At 63.1% G+C, this 19055-nt stretch carries 16 protein-coding genes; 3 read left to right on the plus strand and 13 right to left on the minus strand.

The window, feature by feature from the left end; all coding sequences use genetic code 11:
* Nucleotides 1-18: 18 nt before the first annotated feature.
* Nucleotides 19-822, plus strand: coding sequence for a PhzF family phenazine biosynthesis protein (locus E8L03_RS12350; RefSeq protein ID WP_144307083.1), 804 nt, complete (start codon nt 19-21; stop codon nt 820-822).
* Between the two features lie 130 nt (nt 823-952).
* On the opposite strand, the gene E8L03_RS12355 is transcribed toward E8L03_RS12350, so the two are convergent.
* The 9 genes from E8L03_RS12355 to E8L03_RS12395 form a co-directional block, all read right to left on the minus strand.
* Nucleotides 953-2719 (minus strand): hypothetical protein, encoded by a 1767-nt coding sequence (locus E8L03_RS12355; protein WP_144307084.1) that lies wholly within the window; start codon nt 2717-2719, stop codon nt 953-955.
* A 412-nt stretch (nt 2720-3131) separates the two neighbouring features.
* Nucleotides 3132-4097: a chemotaxis protein gene (locus E8L03_RS12360; RefSeq protein ID WP_171267512.1), complete on the minus strand. Its 966-nt coding sequence runs from the start codon at nt 4095-4097 to the stop codon at nt 3132-3134.
* A gap of 15 nt (nt 4098-4112) precedes the next feature.
* A complete protein-coding gene (gene ispH / locus E8L03_RS12365) occupies nt 4113-4931 on the minus strand; it encodes a 4-hydroxy-3-methylbut-2-enyl diphosphate reductase (RefSeq protein ID WP_171268483.1) in 819 nt (272 codons plus the stop codon).
* Between the two features lie 120 nt (nt 4932-5051).
* On the minus strand, nt 5052-6041 hold the full coding sequence (locus tag E8L03_RS12370; protein ID WP_244963520.1) for a tRNA dihydrouridine synthase: 990 nt from the start codon (nt 6039-6041) through the stop codon (nt 5052-5054).
* Between the two features lie 314 nt (nt 6042-6355).
* Nucleotides 6356-7393, minus strand: coding sequence for an ABC transporter ATP-binding protein (locus E8L03_RS12375; RefSeq protein ID WP_144307086.1), 1038 nt, complete (start codon nt 7391-7393; stop codon nt 6356-6358).
* Nucleotides 7390-8433, minus strand: coding sequence for an ABC transporter ATP-binding protein (locus tag E8L03_RS12380; RefSeq protein WP_144307087.1), 1044 nt, complete (start codon nt 8431-8433; stop codon nt 7390-7392). Before E8L03_RS12380 ends, E8L03_RS12375 begins: the two co-directional genes overlap by 4 nt.
* Nucleotides 8434-8440: 7 nt before the next feature.
* Nucleotides 8441-9358 carry an ABC transporter permease gene (locus E8L03_RS12385; protein ID WP_144307088.1) on the minus strand — a complete coding sequence of 306 codons (918 nt, stop codon included), beginning with the start codon at nt 9356-9358 and terminating at the stop codon, nt 8441-8443.
* 9 nt (nt 9359-9367) lie between these two features.
* The gene (locus E8L03_RS12390; protein ID WP_144307089.1) at nt 9368-10345 is read right to left on the minus strand and encodes an ABC transporter permease; all 978 of its coding nucleotides are present in this window, start codon (nt 10343-10345) and stop codon (nt 9368-9370) included.
* A gap of 112 nt (nt 10346-10457) precedes the next feature.
* Nucleotides 10458-12008 carry an ABC transporter substrate-binding protein gene (locus E8L03_RS12395; RefSeq protein ID WP_144307090.1) on the minus strand — a complete coding sequence of 517 codons (1551 nt, stop codon included), beginning with the start codon at nt 12006-12008 and terminating at the stop codon, nt 10458-10460.
* A 598-nt stretch (nt 12009-12606) separates the two neighbouring features.
* On the opposite strand from E8L03_RS12395, the gene E8L03_RS12400 reads away from it, so the two are divergent.
* Complete coding sequence (locus tag E8L03_RS12400) at nt 12607-12927, plus strand: hypothetical protein (protein WP_171267513.1); 321 nt, start codon at nt 12607-12609, stop codon at nt 12925-12927.
* Between the two features lie 151 nt (nt 12928-13078).
* Here the strand turns inward: E8L03_RS12400 and metW are convergent, their stop codons facing one another.
* Both metW and metX read right to left on the minus strand, forming a co-directional pair.
* Complete coding sequence (metW, locus tag E8L03_RS12405) at nt 13079-13681, minus strand: methionine biosynthesis protein MetW (RefSeq protein ID WP_171267514.1); 603 nt, start codon at nt 13679-13681, stop codon at nt 13079-13081.
* Complete coding sequence (metX, locus tag E8L03_RS12410) at nt 13681-14898, minus strand: homoserine O-acetyltransferase MetX (RefSeq protein ID WP_171267515.1); 1218 nt, start codon at nt 14896-14898, stop codon at nt 13681-13683. Before metX ends, metW begins: the two co-directional genes overlap by 1 nt.
* Nucleotides 14899-15634: 736 nt before the next feature.
* Between metX and E8L03_RS12415 the strand changes: the two genes are divergently transcribed.
* Nucleotides 15635-16777 (plus strand): MFS transporter, encoded by a 1143-nt coding sequence (locus E8L03_RS12415; protein ID WP_171267516.1) that lies wholly within the window; start codon nt 15635-15637, stop codon nt 16775-16777.
* 132 nt (nt 16778-16909) lie between these two features.
* On the opposite strand, the gene E8L03_RS12420 is transcribed toward E8L03_RS12415, so the two are convergent.
* Entirely contained in the window at nt 16910-18307 is a 1398-nt protein-coding gene (locus E8L03_RS12420) for a hypothetical protein (RefSeq protein ID WP_171267517.1), read from the minus strand.
* 15 nt (nt 18308-18322) lie between these two features.
* Nucleotides 18323-19051, minus strand: a complete 729-nt coding sequence (locus tag E8L03_RS12425) for a DUF6125 family protein (protein ID WP_171267518.1) — start codon at nt 19049-19051, stop codon at nt 18323-18325.
* Nucleotides 19052-19055 lie beyond the last annotated feature (4 nt).

The following is a 19055-nucleotide window of genomic DNA, read 5'->3' on the forward strand; positions in this document are numbered from 1 at the left end:
TTTTTGGAGAAATTCGCCATGGATATCGCGATCTATCAGGTGGACGCCTTCACCAGCAGTATTTTCGGCGGCAACCCGGCTGCGGTCTGTCCCCTGGAATCCTGGCTGGACAAATCCATGATGCTGGCCATTGCGGCAGAGAACAACCTCTCCGAGACCGCCTTCTTTGCGCCCCAAGGCAAGGACTTCGCCATCCGCTGGTTCACGCCCACAACGGAAGTGGAGCTGTGCGGCCACGCCACCCTGGCCTCGGCCCACGTCCTCATCTCGCAAATGGGGTACAGCGATCCCGTGATCCGCTTCCACTCGGCCAGCGGCCCCCTGTCCGTGGAGTACACCGACGACGGCCTGCTCGCCCTGGACTTCCCGGCGTGGGAGCCCGGACCCATCACCGATGGTGACGGCGACGTCTCGACCATGGTCGCGGCCTTGGGCGGCGTACAGCCCGTGGAGGTCCTTGCCGCGCGGGACTATCTTGTGGTTCTGGAGAATGAGGAGCAGGTGCGGGCCGTTGCGCCGGACATGCAGGCCCTGACGCCGCTCAAGCCCGTCATCGTTACGGCTCCGGGCAAGGATAGAGCCGTGGATTTTGTCTCCCGAGTCTTTGCGCCCAGCCACGGCGTGGCGGAAGACCCGGTCACCGGCTCGGCGCACACGCAGCTCACCCCGTACTGGGCAAAACGCCTTGGCAAAAGCACCATGCGCGCGCGTCAGGTCTCGGCCCGCGGGGGCGAGCTCCTCTGCACCCTGAACGGCGACCGCGTAAGCATGGCCGGCGACGCCGTGCTCTACATGAGCGGAACCATCACCATACCAGGGTAGCAGGCTGTTGAAATTCCCACGCCGGCAGCGTTGCTTCGAAACATTCAAACCCTTTCGTATCGTTGTATACGCATCGGCCTTGAACTTTTCTTGCGCCTTGCCCTCGTGCTTTTGAACAGCCTGTCAGTACCTACAGCAGCACAACCTGCAGCACCTGAATGCGGATGACGCGTTTGCCGCCATCCGTCTCCACCCGCATCACCTCGGCCGAGATGCGGCTGTCCCGGCGGGTCAGCTCGCCCAGCCGCGCCTCGTCGTCCGGCGGCATGGAGGCCACCATGTAGGTCGCGCTCATCGCGCTGCCATGAGTGGTGAACAAAAGGCCCCCGGGCCCCCGGACAAAGCGGCCGGAAAGGTCGAGCACGTCGCCCTGGCGCACCTGGGAGGCGGGCTTAATCGCGGGCTGGCTGGAGTCTCTGGCCCGCATCGGCTCCGGCGTCAATGCCGGCTCGGCCGGAATCGCCTGACGCTGCATCTGTGCGGGCGTCTCCGAGGCTTCTGTAACGCTGGAGGTCTTTTCCCCGGTCACGATGGCGATGACGCCGCCCACCGTGGGCTGTTCGGACACGTAACGGTTCACCACCGGGTCATCCACCCACTCGTAGCCGCCGCCCTTCTTCTCTGACCAGTACACGCGGTTCTCGTAGCCGCCGTCCGCGCGCTGCATCACGGCCACCACTTCGGGCGCGCCGTCGCCGTTCAGATCGCGCAGGCTCATGCCGCTCACCGTCACCGGAATGCCCGGCCCGTGCAGCGTGGCCAGCAGCCTGGGCCCGGTGTAGAAGGCGAAGTCCACAGGGCCGCGCTGGCCGCTGCCGCCCTGCAAGGCAAGGAAGCAGACCCGCTCGTCCTGGCCGGGCACGAAAGCCTCGGTGGAGTGTATGGGCGAGAGCCGCATGTGGGGGAACTGCCCGGCGTACACCGCGCTGGGCAGGTAGCGGCAGTCCGTGTCCGAAAGGTCCAGTCCTGCAGCGCTGTCGATCAGGTCCGTGCCTGCGCCGACAGACGCCGTCTCGTTGCCAAGCGCGGCGGTCGCAGTGGGCGCAGTGACGTTGCCCTCTCCGGTCTGGTTGGCCTGCCCCTCAGGCCCGGCCGTGCCGTTGAGGGCGTAGCCCGTTTCCAGAGCCGAGGACGGCTCCCCAGACGTCTGGTTTGCGGATGGCGCCGCGCCTTCCGTACCGTTGACGCCTTGCTCTCCGGACTCCGGCCCCGCCACCGTCGCAGTCTGGTTGACGGCCCCGCCCTGGGTTTCCATCTGCAGCTCGCGCAGCGCCTTGGCCACGGGGTCCTCGCCAACCGTCTCGTTCTGGGCGTCGGAGGCATTCTCCTGCTCGCGGGCCATGCGCTCCTGATACTCGTCCTCGGGCTCCGGGATGATAATCGGCGCTTCGGAGGCTGCCGGCCACTCGTCCTGGTTCATGGCAGTCTGATTCGCCGTGCCATTGGTGACGCCAGTCTCGATGATCCCGATGGTCCCGTTGGCGTCCGCCGCCACGGGCAGAAGCTCAAACTCCTGCTCGCCGCCGATGCGGCCGGTGATGCCGGCATCGCCGCACACGCCCAGCCACGCCGGCTGTCCGGCGGCCTCGGGCAGCTCGCCGGCGTCCACAACCATGGACACCTCTCCACCCCTGGCCATGCCGCTCAGCTGCTGTGGCGGGCCGTCGTTGGGCGCGAAGCCGGCAATAAAAAAGATATCCTCGCGGCCGGGCCGGACCTCGTTCACCACCAGCGGGCCGCGGGCGAGCAGCCTGCCGCTAGAGGCCGTGACCACCGCGTCGAACCGGTTGCCCTCTTGCAGCAGTGTTCCGCACGGCGCGGCCCATGCGTTGGCCGATCCGCAGCACGCGACACCCAAAATTAATGCGATGAGCCTGGAAACTATTCGTGATTTCATGCACTTCCTCTATGGATGCTTCAGTTCCGGCCACACGCCGTCCGGGGCTTTGCGCTGCCGCTCCATGGCCGGTTGGCGCCCATACTACCCCAAACGTCCCGCATCCCCAACCGCATGTTCGGCGGCTCCTGTGGCCCGTTTTCCCACGTGCTCGCACCCTTGCCAATACGCCGACACCACGCGGCGTCACCGCCTGTCGAGCCCACGCTGCCAAGGCGGGCAAGGGCCGCGTCCGGGGTATCGCCGTGCAACATATGGGAGGGAACTGGACGCGGCAAAAGAAAAGGCCCAGCACCCCCGCAGGGTCTGGGCCAGAGTTGTTGTGCCGAAGCCGGCGGATGTCTTCGGTGAGCAGGCAGGCAAAGTGTGTATTGCGTCACGCTCAGCGGCCGGCGGGTCGACCCGTCTCGTATCAGTCCGCCGCGGCTTTGGTCTTTTCCTCGATAAGCGCTTTGGCGCGCTTGGCCAGCTGCGTTACCTCGGGCTTGGAGATCTGGTCGTCCGCGCCCACGGCGTCGCCCTTGTGGCGCAGCTTGTCCGTGATGAGCGAGGAGAAGAGGATGACCGGAAGATCGCGCAGCACGCCGTCTTCCTTGATGCGCTTGGTGAGGTTGTGGCCGTCCATGGAGGGCATCTCGATATCCGAGACCACCACGTGGACGTACTCGGTGATGGGCGACTCCTCTTCCACGGCCTTGGTCTTCAGAGCTTCCAGCGCTTCCCAGGCATCGCGGCCGTTGTTGTAGCTGGTGACCACGAAACCGGCCTTTTCCAGCAGATCCTTGAGCATCTCGCGGATGAGCGTGGAGTCGTCCGCCACCACGGCGTGGTAGGTGGCGTCGGAGGTCCAGTCCACGGCCTCGTCCAGCCGCATGGCCAGGCCGGGGTTCAGGTCGGAGACGATCTTCTCCAGGTCGAGGATGAAGACGATGCGGTTCTCCAGCTTGACCACGCCGGTGATGGAATTGTTGGACATGGAGGCCACATAGGCGTTGGGCGGCTCCACCTCTTCCCAGCTGATGCGATGGATGCGCGTGACGCCGGAGACGAGGAAGGCCGTGGTCACGTTGTTGAACTCGGTGACGATGACCTTGGCTTCGCCGTCCTGGCGCCTGTCCTTGCCCAGCCACATGGCCAGGTCCACCAGGGGGATGATGTTGGAGCGCTGGTTGAACGCGCCCAGCACGGAGGGATGGTTGACCTCCGGCATTTCGGTGATCTTGGGCTGGCGGATGATCTCCAGCACCTTGGCGACGTTCACGCCATAGTAGCCGCGGTACGGCTGCTCCTGGCCGGGAGCGGTCTCCTCCTCCAGGTAGAATTCAACGATTTCGAGCTCGTTGGTTCCGGATTCGAGCAAAATATTTGTTTGAGCCACGGGGCCTCCCGGGTGCTACAAGGTTCCGAGCCGATGTTCGACGGCGTCTATTATTTCTTTCGGCGTGGACGCGCCTGCTGTCAAGCCGATTCGCTGTTTGCCGGCCAAAGCGTCCAGGTCCAGCTCGTCGGCGATCTCCACATGCTGGCACGGGATGCCCCGCCCTCGGGCCACGTCCACCAGCCGGCGCGTGTTGCCGCTGGTGTATCCGCCCACAACCACCATGGCGTCCACCTGGTGGGCGATGGACCTCGCTTCGTCCTGCCGCTGCCGGGTCGCGTTGCAGATGGTCTCATGCACGGGCAGCTCGGGGTCCAGCCGTCTGCGCAAGAGCTCCACGATGGACTCGAAGACGTCCCGGTCCTGGGTGGTCTGCGCCGCAAGGAAAAACTTGTCACCCTTGTCGATCTCTGTTTTGAGCAGCGCTTCCAGCGCAGCGATGGAGCCGAACACGTGGGCTCCGGCGTTCGCATAGCTGACCAGCCCCTTAACCTCCGGGTGATCCTCCTCGCCGAACAGCAACAGCTTGCGGCCAGCGCTGGCCAGCTCCTCGATGAGCAGCTGCGCCTTCTTCACCTTGGGGCAGGTGGCGTCGATAATGGAAACGCCCCTTTCGCGCAGGCCCCTCTCAATCTCGCGGGGCACGCCGTGCGCCCGGATAACCACCGTCGCACCGGCCGGGATGGCGTCCGGATCGTTCTCCTGGTGCACGCCCAGTTTCTCGTAGTGCTCCAGAACCTGGGGGTTGTGGATAATGGGGCCCAGGGTGAACAGCGGCAATCTGCCCTCCCGCGTTTCAGCGTCCAGCTTACGCAACGCCAGACCGACGCCCATGCAGAAGCCGGCGGTCTTGGCCCGTACGATGCGTGTGGTTTCGTTCTCCGCGCTCACGTCGATGCTCTTCACTCTCTATTCGGCCAATACGCCGTCCATGTTTACGGCGGAGCCGGCTGTTTACTCGGCGGCCGGCTCGGCTATGGCGGCGGCCACCTCTTCAATGCACTCCCAAGTCTTGCATGCAATCAACCGTTTGCGCAAGGCGGAGGCGTCATCCAGGTTACGAACGTAACGCGGCACAAAGGTGCGCATCTTGAGCAGAGAGCGGTGCTGGTCCCCGTGGGCGCGGCAAAGCTCGGCATGCCGCCGTACCAGGGCGGCCAGGGTTGCGCGGTCCGGGCGCTCGCTCATCCTTCCGAGATACTTGGCAAAGACGAGAGGATCGCGCAATGCGCCGCGGGCGTACATGACGCTTGCAGCGCCGGTTTCGGCAATGCAGCGACGGCCGTCCTCCGCACTGAACAAATCGCCGCTGGCAATGACCGGAATGGAGACGGCCTCCACCACCCGGCGGGTGACCTCCCAGCGGGAATGGCCGCCGTAGCCCTGCTTGGCAAAGCGGGGATGGATGGTGATCCAGGCCGCGCCGGCGTCCTCCAGCAGGCGCGCAGTCTCCACGGCCGTGTCGTCGGCCCCGTGATATCCCATGCGGAACTTCACGCCCATGCGGCCCTCGCCGGCCTCGCGCACCATGGCGCGGATGATGGCCGCGAGCCTGGCGCGGTCTTCCGCCGTGCGGATCATGCCGGCTCCGGCCCCGGTCTTGACCACCTTGGGCACCGGGCAGCCGGCGTTGAGATCGAACCACGTGTAGCCGCGGCCCGCAAGCTCTGCCACGGCGCGGACCAGGAAGGACTCCTCGGCCCCGAAAAGCTGAACCACCAGGGGTGCGTCTTCGGCCAGGGTATCGAGCAGTGGCTGCGTGCCCGGGCTTTTGTAGGCCAGGCCCTTGGCGCTGACCATCTCGGTGCAGGCCACGGCGGCGCCCTGCTCGCGGCAGAGCAGCCGGAACGCCAAGTCGGAGTACCCGGCCAGGGGCGCAAGCCATGGCGCGTCCCCCCCTATGGGCAGGCCGGTGGAAAGGTGCTGTGATGCGGAAGACGACACGGCAACGTCCTCTACTCGCAGCCCTGGCGGGCCAGGAGGTTCAGGAAGCTGTTATTACCGGGAGCAGACAATACTTCTATTTTCGCTCTCCAGTTATAAGAACGGCCACGCCTCGGGCGGGCTTCGCGGCGAATGCCGCAGGAGCACCAAGTGAACAACTTCGTGCTCCTGGTAATAAAAATATTCTCATGGCAGGCTGTTCAAAAATCGTGCTGCCAAGGCGCGTGAAAAGTTCAAGGCTGACGCGTACAAAAAATACGCGAGAGTCTGAACTGTATACGACAACTTCGCCGGCCGGAGATTTCGACAGCCTGCTAGATCGGCGAGTCCTCTGGAATGCGGCCTTCCTCCACGCCGTGGCAGGCCACGAGTGCGCCGTCGTCCTGCTCGATGGCCATGGGCACCTCTTCCATACAGCGAGCGTTGGCGTAGGGACAGCGGCCGTGGAACACACAGCCCGAGGGCAGGCGTATGGGCGTGGGCACGTCCCCTTCCAGCTTCACATGGCCGCGAGGCGAGCCGCCCAGCGTGGGGATGGCCGAGAGCAGCGCCCGCGTGTAGGGATGCCGCGGCCGTTGGAAAATGGCCGAGGCCTTGGCGAGCTCGCACAGGGTTCCCAGGTACATCACTGCCACGCGGGAGGAAATGTGCTCCACCACGGAGAGGTCGTGGCTGATGAAGAGATACGTCAGGCCGCGCTCTTCCTGCAGGTCGAGCATCAGGTTGAGGATCTGCGCCTGGATGGAGACGTCGAGGGCGGAGATGGGCTCGTCCGCGATGATGAACTCCGGGTCCACCACCAGGGCGCGGGCCAGGGAGATACGCTGCCGCTGGCCGCCGGAGAACTCGTGCGGGTAGTTGCTGGCCCAGGCCGGATCGATGCCCACCTGCTCCATCACGGCGGCCACGCGCTCCTCCACCTCGACGCGGCTGATGGAGCCGTTCCTGGAGCCGTGGAAGAGCACGGGTTCCTCCAGAATCTCCTTCACCTTCATGCGCGGGTTGAGCGAGGCGTACGGGTCCTGGAAGACCATCTGCATGCGCGTGCGGTAAGGCAGCATCTTGGACGGGGAGAGGTGGTCGATGCGTTCGCCGCGGTAGTAGATCTCGCCGAATGTAGGCGGGAACAGGCCGATGACGGTGCGCGCCAGGGTGGACTTGCCGCAGCCGGACTCACCCACCACGGAGAGGGTCTCGCCTTCCTGGATGTCGAAGGAAACGTTGTTGACCGCCTTGACCTCGGTGCGGGTGCGGATGACGCGGCCGCCCTTGAAAGCGAGCTGGTCCAGCAGGCCGCCCGAGATATCGAAACGCTTGGAGACCCCTTTGAGGCTGACTATGGGCGTGCTCATTCCGGGGCTCCTCGGTCGCGCATGAGCTCTCGTTCGTCAGGCCGCGGGTCCTTGCAGGGTTGCTCCATGTGGCAGGCGAAGTAGCCGCCGTGCGGGGCCGGGGAGAGCAGCGGAATGGAGGCGCCGCAGACCTCGGAGCAGTCGCTGCAACGCGGGTGGAAGGCGCAGCCTTCAGGCATGTTCTTGATGCTGGGCATGAGTCCTGGAATCTGGCTGAGGCGCGAACGCCGGGCTCCGCCCACGCCGGGCAGCGCGGCGAGCAGGCCCCTGGTGTATGGGTGCGCCGGCTCGCTGACGATGCGCTCGGTCTCGCCGGTCTCCACGATGCGGCCGGCATACATCACGGCGATGCGCTTGGTGACTTGGCTGACCACGGCGAGGTCGTGGGTGATGAGGATGAGGCTCATGTGGAACTTCTCGCAGAGGTCCAGCAGCAGCTCCATGATCTCGGCCTGGATGGTTACGTCCAGCGCGGTTGTGGGCTCGTCGGCGATAATCAGGGCCGGGTCGGACAAGAGCGCGATGGCGATGACGATGCGCTGGCGCATGCCGCCGGAGAACTCGTGCGGGTACTGGGCCAGCCGCTTTTCCGGCGAGGGGATGTAGACCTGCCGGAGCTTCTCCAGAGCGATGGCCTCGGCTTCCTTCTTGGAGATGTTGCGATGGGCCTGCAGCGTCTCCACCATCTGGGTGCCTATGGTGAGCACCGGGTTGAGCGTCATCATGGGGTCCTGGAAGATCATGGAGATGCGGTTGCCCCGGATGCCACGCATGGCCGAGTCGGACAGCTTGGTCAGGTCGTTGCCCTCGAAGAGCACCTGGCCTTCCCTGATGAAGCCCGGCTTGGAGATGAGGTTGATGATGGAGAAGCCGGTGACGGACTTGCCGGCGCCGGATTCGCCCACCAGGCCGAGCCTGTCGCCGCGTCCCAGGGAGAAGGAGACGTCGCGCACGGCGTCGAACTCCAGGCCGCGGAAGGCGAAGGAGACGGTGAGGTTCTTGACCTCGAGCAGGGGTGTGTTCTGCGTCGCTGCGGTCACGGCACAATCATCCCTTGTACAGCTTGGGGTTGAGGAAATCGCGCAGCCAGTCGCCCAGGAGGTTGATGGCCAGAATGAGCGCGACGAGGACGATGCCCGGGAACAGCGTGATCCACCAGGAGCCGGAGAAGATGTACTCGAACCCAGCCTTGATGAGCGAGCCCAGGGACGGCTTGGTGGCCGGCATGCCCAGGCCGATGAAGGAGAGCGCCGCCTCGGACATGATGGCGTTGGCCACCTGCACGGTGGAGATGACGAGCACGGGCGTGAGCGTGTTGGGCAGAATATGCCGGCGCACGATGCGACCGGCCGGCAGACCGATGACCCGCGCGGCCTCCACGTACTCCTTCTTCTTCTCGCCCAGCACAGAGGCGCGCACGGTGCGCGCATACTGCGGCCACTCGGCCAGGCCGATGACGAAGATCAGGAACGGGATGGCGATGTCCGCATAGCGGCCCACCCCGAACACGGCCTGGAATATGGCCCCGAAAAATATGGCCACCATGTACGTGGAGAATGAGAGCTGCACATCGGCGATGCGCATGAGCAAGGCATCGAGGCGGCCGCCGGAGTAGCCGGCCACCAGCCCCACAAGGATGCCCAGAAACGCCTGCAGGGCCACGGCGCCCAGGCCGATAATCAGCGAGACGCGCGTACCGTACAGGATGGTGGAGAGCATGTCCCGGCCCTGGTCGTCCGTGCCCAGGAGGAAGCGGTTCTCCCCGCCGTCCATCCAAGCGGGCGGCAGCTCCGAGTCCATGACGTCGATGGTCGCGGTGTCGTACGGGTCGTGCGGCGCGCTGATAGGCGCAGAGAACCCGGCCACGGCCAGGACGAAAAATATGGCGAAGGACCCGATGGCCACGGGATCGCGCAGAAAGGAGAACAGGAAGTACGAGTCCTTGAAGCGTCGCAAGAGTTCCATAGCGCGCTCCTACTTCCTGCCCGCCACGCGGACCATAGGGTTCACGAGGCCGTAGACAAGGTCCACCACGGTGTTCACGATCACAAAAATTACTCCCACAAAGACGAGGTAGGCCACCAGCAGCGAGGTGTCCGAGCGCTCCACCGCTTCCAGGAACATGAAGCCCATGCCCTGCCACTGGAAGACCGTTTCCGTGAGGATGGTGAAGGCGATCATGATGCCGAGCTGCACGCCGCCCACAGTGATGACCGGCAGGAGCGTGTTCTTGAAGGCGTGCAGGTAGAGCACCCGGCGGGGGGACAAGCCCTTGGCCCGGGCGAACTTGATGTACTCGGTCTCCAGCACTTCCTTCATCTCCGCGCGGATAAGGCGGATGAAGAGCGGCAGCATGATGGACGAGAGCGCGATGGACGGCAGGATGATGTGCAGCAGACCGTCTCTGGTGGCCAGCCCGGACTCCCAGAATCCGAACAGCTGGATGGTCTCGCCGCGTCCGTATGACGGCAGCCACTGGAGCTCGACCGCGAAGACGTAGATGAGGAGGATGGCTGTGAGGAAAACCGGAATGGACACCCCCACAATGGATAAGCCCATCAGTATTCGTGAGAGCCAGTGGTTTGGCCGTACTGCGCAGAAAATTCCTATGGGCACCGAAAAGACAATGACGATGATGGAGCTGACCAGGACCAGTTCCAGCGTGGCCGGGGCCTTGGAGACGATCACGTCCATGGCCGGCTTCTTGAAGAAGAACGAGCGCCCCACGTCGCCGTGGATGGCGTTGCCCATGAAGCGGACCCACTGAACCATGAAAGGATCATTGAGCCCGAGCTGGTCGCGGATTTCAGCGCGCTCCTCGGCGGAGACGGAGATGCCCACCAGATCTCGCACCGGGTCGCCGATGGCGAACTTGATGGAGAAGCCGATAAAGCTGATGACCACCATGACCACGAGGGCCTGGAGAATACGGCGGACGGCGAAAGCGAACATGGCTGGTAGTGCTGGTCCTTGTTCAGAAATGGAGTTCGGTGCGTTGCGAAGCAAACCGGGGGACTCGGTCGTCCGAGTCCCCCGGCGATTAACTATACGTCAGGAGCAAACGTTACTTGATGACGAGGTCCCCGAAGTAGGGGAAGTTCATAACGTTCACGATGGGTTCGATCTCCAGGTTCGGCTTGCCGGCCCAGGAGAGGTCCTGCCAGTGCAGGGGCACGTAGGCGGCTTCGTCATAGACGATCTTCTCGGCCTTCTGCAGCATCGCGGAGCGCTTGGCGCGATCCGTCTCGGACTGGGAGTCGAGGATGATCTGATCGACGTCGGCGTTGCAGTAGTTGCCGGAGTTGTACTGGCCGTAGCCGGTTTCCTTGTTGGGGCACATCAGCAGGAACTCGAAGAAGTTCGCGGAATCCTCGGTGTCGGCGTGCCAGCCGATCATCTGGATGTCGGCCACCTGAGCGTCGAACTGATCCCAGTACTGGGCCTTGGGCATGGTCTTCAGATCAACCGTGATGCCGATCTTGGCCATCATGGAAACAAACGCTTCGGAGACCTTCTCGTCGTTCACGTAGCGGTTGTTCGGGGCGATCATGGTGACGGTGAAACCGTCGGGATACTGGGACTCGGCCATGAGTTGCTTGGCCTTTTCCAGGTCGTAGCGGGGGGTCAGATCGGGGTTGTAGCCCTGGTAGCCCTTGGGGCTCTGCTGGCCGGCGGCCGTGGCGAAGCCCTTCATGATCTTCTGCACGATGCCGGGGTTGTTGGTGGCCCACACGATGGCTTCACGGACCTTGGGGTCCTTGAACTCCTCGCGGCGCTTCTGGTTGAGCTGGAAGGTGATGATGCGGGAACCGGTCATGGTCACCAGCTTCACGTTGTCGCTCTCACGCAGGCGGTCCAGATCCTGGGGCGGCACGGGCATGATGAAGTCCACATCGCCGGAAAGGAGTGCTGCCGTACGGGTAGCGTCTTCCTTGATGGGGGTCAGGATGATCTCGTCCACGTTGCCCGGGGACTTGGTGTCCCAATAGCCGTCGAACTCCTTGAACACGGTCTTCACGCCCTGCTCGCGCTCGGCCACCACGTACTTGCCTGTGCCGGACTCGTTGGCGTTGGCAAAGGAGGGGCCGGTCTTGACGATGGCGTCCTTGGGCTCGCCGCTCTCATCCGTTCCCGAGTAGAACGCGCTGTCCATGGGGAAGATGTAGGTGGCCATGTTCAGAAGCAGCGGATAGGGCTTCTTGGTGACGATGTCGATGGTGTAGTCGTCGATAATCTTGGGCTCGGCAAAGGGCTCGAACAGGCCCTTGAAGTCGGCGCTCTTTTTCAGGCGGGCCAGGGTCCAGGCCACATCCTTGGCCGTGAACTCGTTGCCGGAGTGGAACTTGACGCCCTTGCGCAGGTAGAAACGCACGGTGAGGTCGTCGGTGCGCTCCCACTTCTCGGCCAGACGCGGCTCGAACTTCATGTCCTTGGTCCAGCGGATCAGCGGATCGAAGACAAGGTGGGAGTACTGGAGCATGCCGCCGGAGAGCTGGACCTGGGGATCCAGGGAAACCGGGTCGGCATCCATGGCTAGCTTGAGCGTTTTGGCGTGCGCAAAGCCGGCAGTCATGACGAGCGCTGCGGCGAGCACGGCGACGAAGAGTCGTTTCATCAATGCCTCCAAGTGGTGTTGGTTGACCGCGAGAAGCTTCTCTATCCCTCGCGGAATCTATGCAATCAAAACGGCTCGAAGTCCCGGACCGACATAAGCGGCAAACACACGCCTTTATGCCCGGGTACAAAAATTGTCCAACCCACAATGCTTAGCTGACAATGGGAAATGAGGCAAGAGTGTTACAGCTTGGAGTCAATTCCTAGGCGATGACGGGGAGTTATGAGGGCGCATCAGAGGCGGAAAATGTTACAAAAGTGAACGAGTGGACGCTGGCTGTGCGATTGACGGCTCAAAACATGCCCTTCTACGTATCTTCAAAGACACTATAACCACGTGCTTGATTAAACGGTGCCGAAAGGAACACAATATGTTCAGGCCGCATAACGCACTGACTCCAGACCGTCCGACCCAAGGCCCAGCTTTTTCTGAAGGGAATGAACACGTTACCTCCATCGTGACATGTTGAGCCTCAACAATGTGGATGGTAACAACAAATTCGGGCCAGTGTTAATAGAAGCATGGAAAAACTAAACATGCTACATCAAATCGACTAAACGCTTTGTGGCGTTGGTTGTTAGGAAGTGGAGTTAACCATATGGAATGGAAGCCCGCCACGGAGGCAGAACTCTGGAATATCATCAATGAATCCTATGACAGAATGACTCCAGAGCAACGAAAAATATGGGAGATGATAAAAATCCCTCCACAAAAATGGCGTCAAGAGCCCTATGGGAATAAAGGTGGTGGCTTCTGGGTTGTTGCAATAGTGGGCAGTATTGCCATCTGGTTTAATGACATCGAAGATGGCTTCAATCAATCCACATTCTCATGCTTTGGTAGCATCGATGAATATTCCTGCAACCAAGATGAACTTGAGCTGCAGGTACAGAATATAATAAATCAAATTCGAGACTGATGTAATTCAGCAGACTATCTTGGTGGACCGTATTCAATCGCTTGACACGCTGTACCAGCAGGCATTCTCCATTACGAGGAAACAACTATTCATGGTTCGAGATTAGCTGAGAGACAACTCCCGGCTGATCTTGAGAATACAATTGTTGTTGTCATCGCTCCTTCCCCAACAAGAATATCCCGTAAAACGCACGCCAGTTGGCGAAAAATCGCAGGGCGTGGCCCTGCTCCTGCCGGTAGTCCGTGTCGATGGCCACCTGCTTTTCCACCGTAAAGCCCTGCTCGCGGCAGAACCGCCGGAAATCCTTGAGCGCTATCACCCGGATGTTCGGCGTGTCATACCACTCATGCGGCAGCTCCCGCGTGACCGGCGCCCTGCCCTGGAACAGGATCTGCGCGCGGATGCGCCAGTGGCTGAAGTTGGGGAAGCTCACGATGCAGCGCTTGCCCACCCGCAGCATCTCGCGGATGACCTCCTCCGGTTGGTAGACCTGCTGCAACGTCTGGCTCAGGATGACCACGTCGAAAAAGCCGCTGGGGTAGTCGCGCACCTCGTTGATGAGGTCGCCCTGCACCACGCTGAGCCCGCGGCCGATGGCTTTGGAGACCTTTTCCTCGTCCATCTCGATGCCCCGGCCCACCACGTGCTTTTCGCGCACCAGATGCTCCAGCAAGGAGCCCGTGCCGCAGCCGAGGTCCAGCACCTTGGAGCCGGCCTGCACCCACGAGGCAATGACCTGCAAATCGAAGCGCATCAGCCCCACGCCTCCTTGGGCGCGGTCTCGGCCCGTTTGCGCTCCGTTGCCAGCGCGTGCTCCAGAAAGCTCTCCACCAGATCGAACAACCGCTCGTTGCGCAGCAGGAAGGCGTCGTGGCCGAACTCGGCCTCCACCTCGGAGAAGCTCACCTCCAGCCCGGCCTTTTTCATGGCCTGCACCAGCAGGCGCGAGCGCGACGTGGGGTAAAGCCAGTCCGTGGAAAAGGACACCACCAGAAAACGGCAGCGGGCCTTGGTCATGGCCTCGGTCAGCGAACCGCCGCCGTGCTGCTGGGCCAGGTCGAAGTAGTCGGCCGCCTTGGTGATGTAGATGAAGGAGTTGGCGTCGAACCGCTCCACGAACTTGCCGCCCTGGTAGCGCAGATAGCTCTCCACCTGGAAGTCCGGAAACTCCAGGTCGAAGCCGAACTTGTAGGCCTCCTTCTCGTACAGCTTGCGGCCGAACTTGACGCGCATGGCCTCGTCCGAAAGATAGGTCACGTGGCCGATCATCCGCGCCACGGCCAGGCCCATGGAGGGCTTCTCACTGTCGTAGTAGGCGCCGCGGTTCCAGTTCACGTCGGCCATGATGCACTGGCGCGCGACCTCGTGGAAGGCGATATTCAGCGCGGTATGGCGCGGCGTGGTGGCCAGGGGTACGGCTGCGGCGATCATGTCCGGATAGCGCACGGCCCACTCCAGCACCTGCATGCCGCCCATGGAGCCGCCCACGGCGGCCAGCAGCCGCTCGATGCCCAGGTGCTCCACAAGCAGCTTCTGGGCCCGGACCATGTCGCCGATGGTGACCACCGGAAACTCCAGCCCGTACGCCTTGCCCGTGGCCGGGTTGACCGAGCTGGGCCCGGTGGAACCGGAGCAACTGCCCAGCACGTTGGCGCAGAGCACGAAGTAGCGCGAAGTGTCGATGGGCTTGCCCGGTCCCACCATGATATCCCACCAGCCCGGCTTGGGGTCGGTCTCCGAGTAGTAGCCGGCCACGTGGGCGTCGCCGGTCAGGGCGTGGCAGATAAGCACGGCGTTGTCGCGCGCCGGAGAAAGCTCGCCGTACGTCTCGTAGGCGATGGTCACAGGAGAAAGATGCGCCCCGCCCTCCAGCTCGAAGGGGCCGGCATCGTCCGGCAGGGTGAAGCTCTTGCGCTCCACAATGCCGACGGATTCGGCGCGGTTGGAAAGTCCGTCGATGTACTCGCTCATGGGTTCATCATGTAGCCCCACAACCATCTGGACGCAATACCCCGCGGCAACGGCCGGCTTCGGCAGCAGCACCGCGCCGGGCTGCCGGAAATTATTTTGAGAAAAAATGCGTCCCCGGCCTGGACAGGGTGATGAGAATGGTTATCATTTGAGTACGGCAGAGGACACTCCACACAACCACGCGGGCAACGTGTAAACGGAGGGTAGACCGAAATAATGGATTCGAACGCTCATAACGGCGCATTGTGGCGCACGGGAGAATTCGAATAGGTACGCATGACAGTTCTGAGACGCTCCACCGTCAGAATCAGCTGGCTGTTCCAGCCCGCGTACCCGCCCTTCGAAGAAGTTTTTCCTCCCTCTAGCAACGCCGGGATCCCTGCCCCGGCGTTGCTCTTTTTTGTGGGTCCGGCCGCTCGCAAACCCGCCCCCTGCGCAAGCAATTGATTGACAATTTCTACGGCGCCGATCATTTTTTCCAAAACAGGAAAGAGACGTCACACTATGATCCATCCCCTTCTTTGCGTTTCTCCCCCTCCCTGCTAACGGGAGGGGCTTTTCCGGCAAGCGGGCCGCCATCGAACCTGTAATGGAATCATTACACCGGGTTCGCTCTGTGTTGCGCCCTGTCTTTCTCATCCCCTCCTGAGCCGTCAGGCGTGTTCGGAATCTACCCCGAGCTGATTGACCGCGGGCTCTTTACCCGCGGCGCAAGCGATTGTTCCCAGGAGGGAATATGCAACGCGTTCTTCCGCTGGCGGGGCTGTGTCTCGCCGTGTTCCTTGCCATGATCGGTATGGGCATGGCCGGAGTGGCCCTGCCCCAGAAATATATCGAGCTGTCCGGCAGCATGCGCTCCGCCGGATGGTTGTCCTCGTTCTTCGCCATCTCCTACATGGCCTGCCAGTACCCGGCCGGGCGGATGGCGGACACCTTCGGCTACCGCCGCGTCCTGGCCTGCGGCTTTCTTCTGATGGCCGCCGCTGCATGGGTATTCAGCGAGGCCGACACGACAATGGCCCTCTACGCCGGCAGGTTTCTCCAGGGAGCCGGGGAAGCGCCGGTCTGGGCGTCGGCTCCCGCCCTGCTCGGAAGCCTGTATCCGGACAACCGCGGCCGGGCCATGGGCTTCTACAACGCCGCGTTCCACCTGGGCCTGATGCTCGGGCCCATTGCCGGAGCGTTGCAGGCCGCGCACATTGCGGGCAGCCCCTTTGCCGCCTTTGCATGGCTCTGCCTTGCTGCAGTGGTCCTGGTCCTGGTGACGGTGCGGACGGCGGCCTCACCCAGATTGGAGTCAGGCAAGACGCACGATACACCGGCAGCAGTGCGATCGCTGTGGCCTCTGGCGTGCTGCCTGCCTCTTTCCGGCGCCGTCTACGGCCTCATCACCAGCAGCATCCCGGTCTATCTCACCGCGGCGCGGGGGTTCTCGCAAAGCCGACTGGGCGTGTTCCTGTTCTGTCTCTTCTCGGGCATCGCGGCGGCGCAGTGTCTGGCGGGAAGGCTCTCCGACCGCTACGGCCGCAGGCCGTTCATGGTCGGCGGGTTGCTGGGCATAGCTGCGGGACTGGTCGGGCTGCTGTCCGGCTCCCAACCGTTGCTGCCTGCCAGCACCATTCTGCTCGGGCTGTCGATGGGCGCGTTTGCCGTGTCGTCCATGGCCCTGGTCAACGAGACCGTGGCTGAGGGCCGCCAGGCAACCGTCTCGGGCTACTACTATCTGGTATGGGGAAGCGGCTACTTCGCCGGGCCGCTGCTGGCCAACAGCGTGGGTCTCGAATCGGGAAGCCTGGTTCTTGCAGCCGGACTCCTCGCCGCCGCGGCAATTCTCTTCCACCCGTCCGCGAAGCCGGGAACCGTGCGGCAACGGCTGTAGGCAGATTCGAAACAGGGGGCGTCACCAGCGGATGCCCCCACCAAGGGAAACCGCCGGCTGCTCCAGCCCGCACTCCTGATAAAAAAGCAACGCCGGGACAGAAACCCCGGCGTTGCTCTTTTGTGTATTGGGCTACTGCACGTGATGGACGATGAGCCGGAGCTCACTCTCGTGCGGACGCTCCATGAATATCCTGCCTGTCGTGGCGTTGTACCCCACGGGCTTGCCCGTCTCCGGGCTCCGGAGCTCGGCCGGCAGGTCCGCCAGAAACGCCTCGGTCTGTGAGGGCGGCACCGCGTTGTGCACCAGCTCCAGGTGCAGCCGGGCCATCAGGTTCTCGAGCACGTGGGAGGTATAGCAGCGCTCGGCGATCTCGCAGTACGGGGTGGACAGCCCCAACATCAACAGCTTGCCCTTGGGATTGCGCAGCCAATGCAGGCCTGGTTGCGCCCCTTCCATATACGTTCTGAACTCCGATGCGCATAGGCGCCGGCTTGCCGGATCTTCGACCTGCATGGACAGCTGCGGCGCATAGACCCGGTACACGTTATTGAGCGTCTGGTTCTGCAGGTACAAAGGCTGGATAAACGGCAGCGTCCACGCCGGAATGCCCGCCTCCTCAATAGGCAGCCGCTCCCTCAAGCTATACAGCGTCGGTTCGTCCTCCTTCTCCTCCAGGGAGTGAAGGATCGCGGTCAGGTCCAACCTGGTCTGGAACTGCAGGGAGTACTCGTCCGCCTCGGGCGGCACCACCATCCCTCGCGCCGTATGGTACAAAGCTTCGTCCTCGAACTCGTGCGGGTACGCGTTCAGAAGCAACGACAGAAAATCGAGGTTCTGCCAGACCATCAATGCGGCAGCGGCTTTCTCCATCACCCCGATTCTGCCGGCGGCCGCCATGCGCCAGAACGCATGGTCCCGGGCGAGCGCATCTACAGCCCGAGACACGGGCGCGCCCTCCAGAACGTCGCGGGCAATCTGCGCCAGAAAGAGCCTGTGCACTTCGTAGACCTGGCCGAGGGGGAGTGGGAACGGGGGGCATAAGCCCTGGAATGTAAGCGCCAGCACCGGGCCGGCGTCCATGGCCGAATACGAGGTCAGTTGCACGTAGCGCTCGACCAGCTCGGCATTGTCGCGCAGCAGCTCGGGAACCCCATCCAGGCCTTCGTACTCGCTCAGCCGGGAGGGCATGTCCGGTGGGCCCCCTTTGAACTCCAGGGGCTTCGCGTCAAAGCACTCGTTCCAGCTCGGGCATTCTCCCCAGGCCGAGCGGTCCCGCAGTGAGTGAACGGCCACGAGCCCGGCCCCATAGGGAGCTTGCCCGGCAGGCACCGCAAAGCCCATGAGCGCATAAAAGCCGTTCTCCTCAGTCGGTATGGCGCTCGGCTCCAGCCTGTACGCCAATACCTGCTGAACCTCGGGCAGCTGCTGCTCGTCGAACTGGCTGAAAAGCACGAGGATGAAGTACAGCCCCCACACCAACAGGCCCGTGGTCCAGATTATCCTGTAAAGGGCTTTGCCCACCGTCATGCCTGGGCTCCCGGATCAGGCCACAGTGAAGCGCCAGGCGCAGACCCAGTCCTCGGGGTGCGTATCCGGCGGGCAGGCCACGCACTCGGTCTGGATGCGCGGATCGATGGCGTGGGCAAAGGTGCGGTACTCCACCATGCCGCCGGACTTGCAGGGGTACTCGGCCAAACCCTTTCTGGTGCGCGCGGTCTGCACCCGGCACGATTTCATGCGGAAGACAAAGGAGTGCTCGCGGTCCTCCACGATCTCCCAGGGATTGACCCGGGCGTAGATGCGGTGGGCGAGCGCCGTCTGCAGCGCGGGCAGGCCGCCGAACTCGGGCAGTTCCAGCAGGCTTTTGATGCGCAGCGCCTCGTACGGCGAGAACTTGGTCCAGCAGGTGTCGTTCACGCGCTTGGCGTCGTGCATGGAGATGCGGTTCTCGATGGCCTGGAACCACACGCCGTCCGCGGCCAGCCAGTTGGTGGCCATGCCGTCGCGCAGGGTCTGCAGCGTGTCCACGTCCAGGTCCACCAGCCCTTGCGGCAGGCCGTCCTCGGTAACGCCCATGCCCAGAATCTTGGACAGCCGGCCGAGCAGGATGGCCTGCAGCCTGTCGCCGGCCTCCATCTCGGCGTGGTGGGCGTCGGCCGTGCCCAGCTGGCGCTCGGCCTCGGCGTACCACAGGCCATAATGAATCGCCGTGCGGCGGAGGATTTCCAGAATCTCGCGAACCAGCTCCGTCTGTTGCTCTGAATGGGCCATGGAA

This window comes from Oceanidesulfovibrio marinus, from assembly GCF_013085545.1.
Classification (GTDB): Bacteria; Desulfobacterota; Desulfovibrionia; order Desulfovibrionales; family Desulfovibrionaceae; genus Oceanidesulfovibrio; species Oceanidesulfovibrio marinus.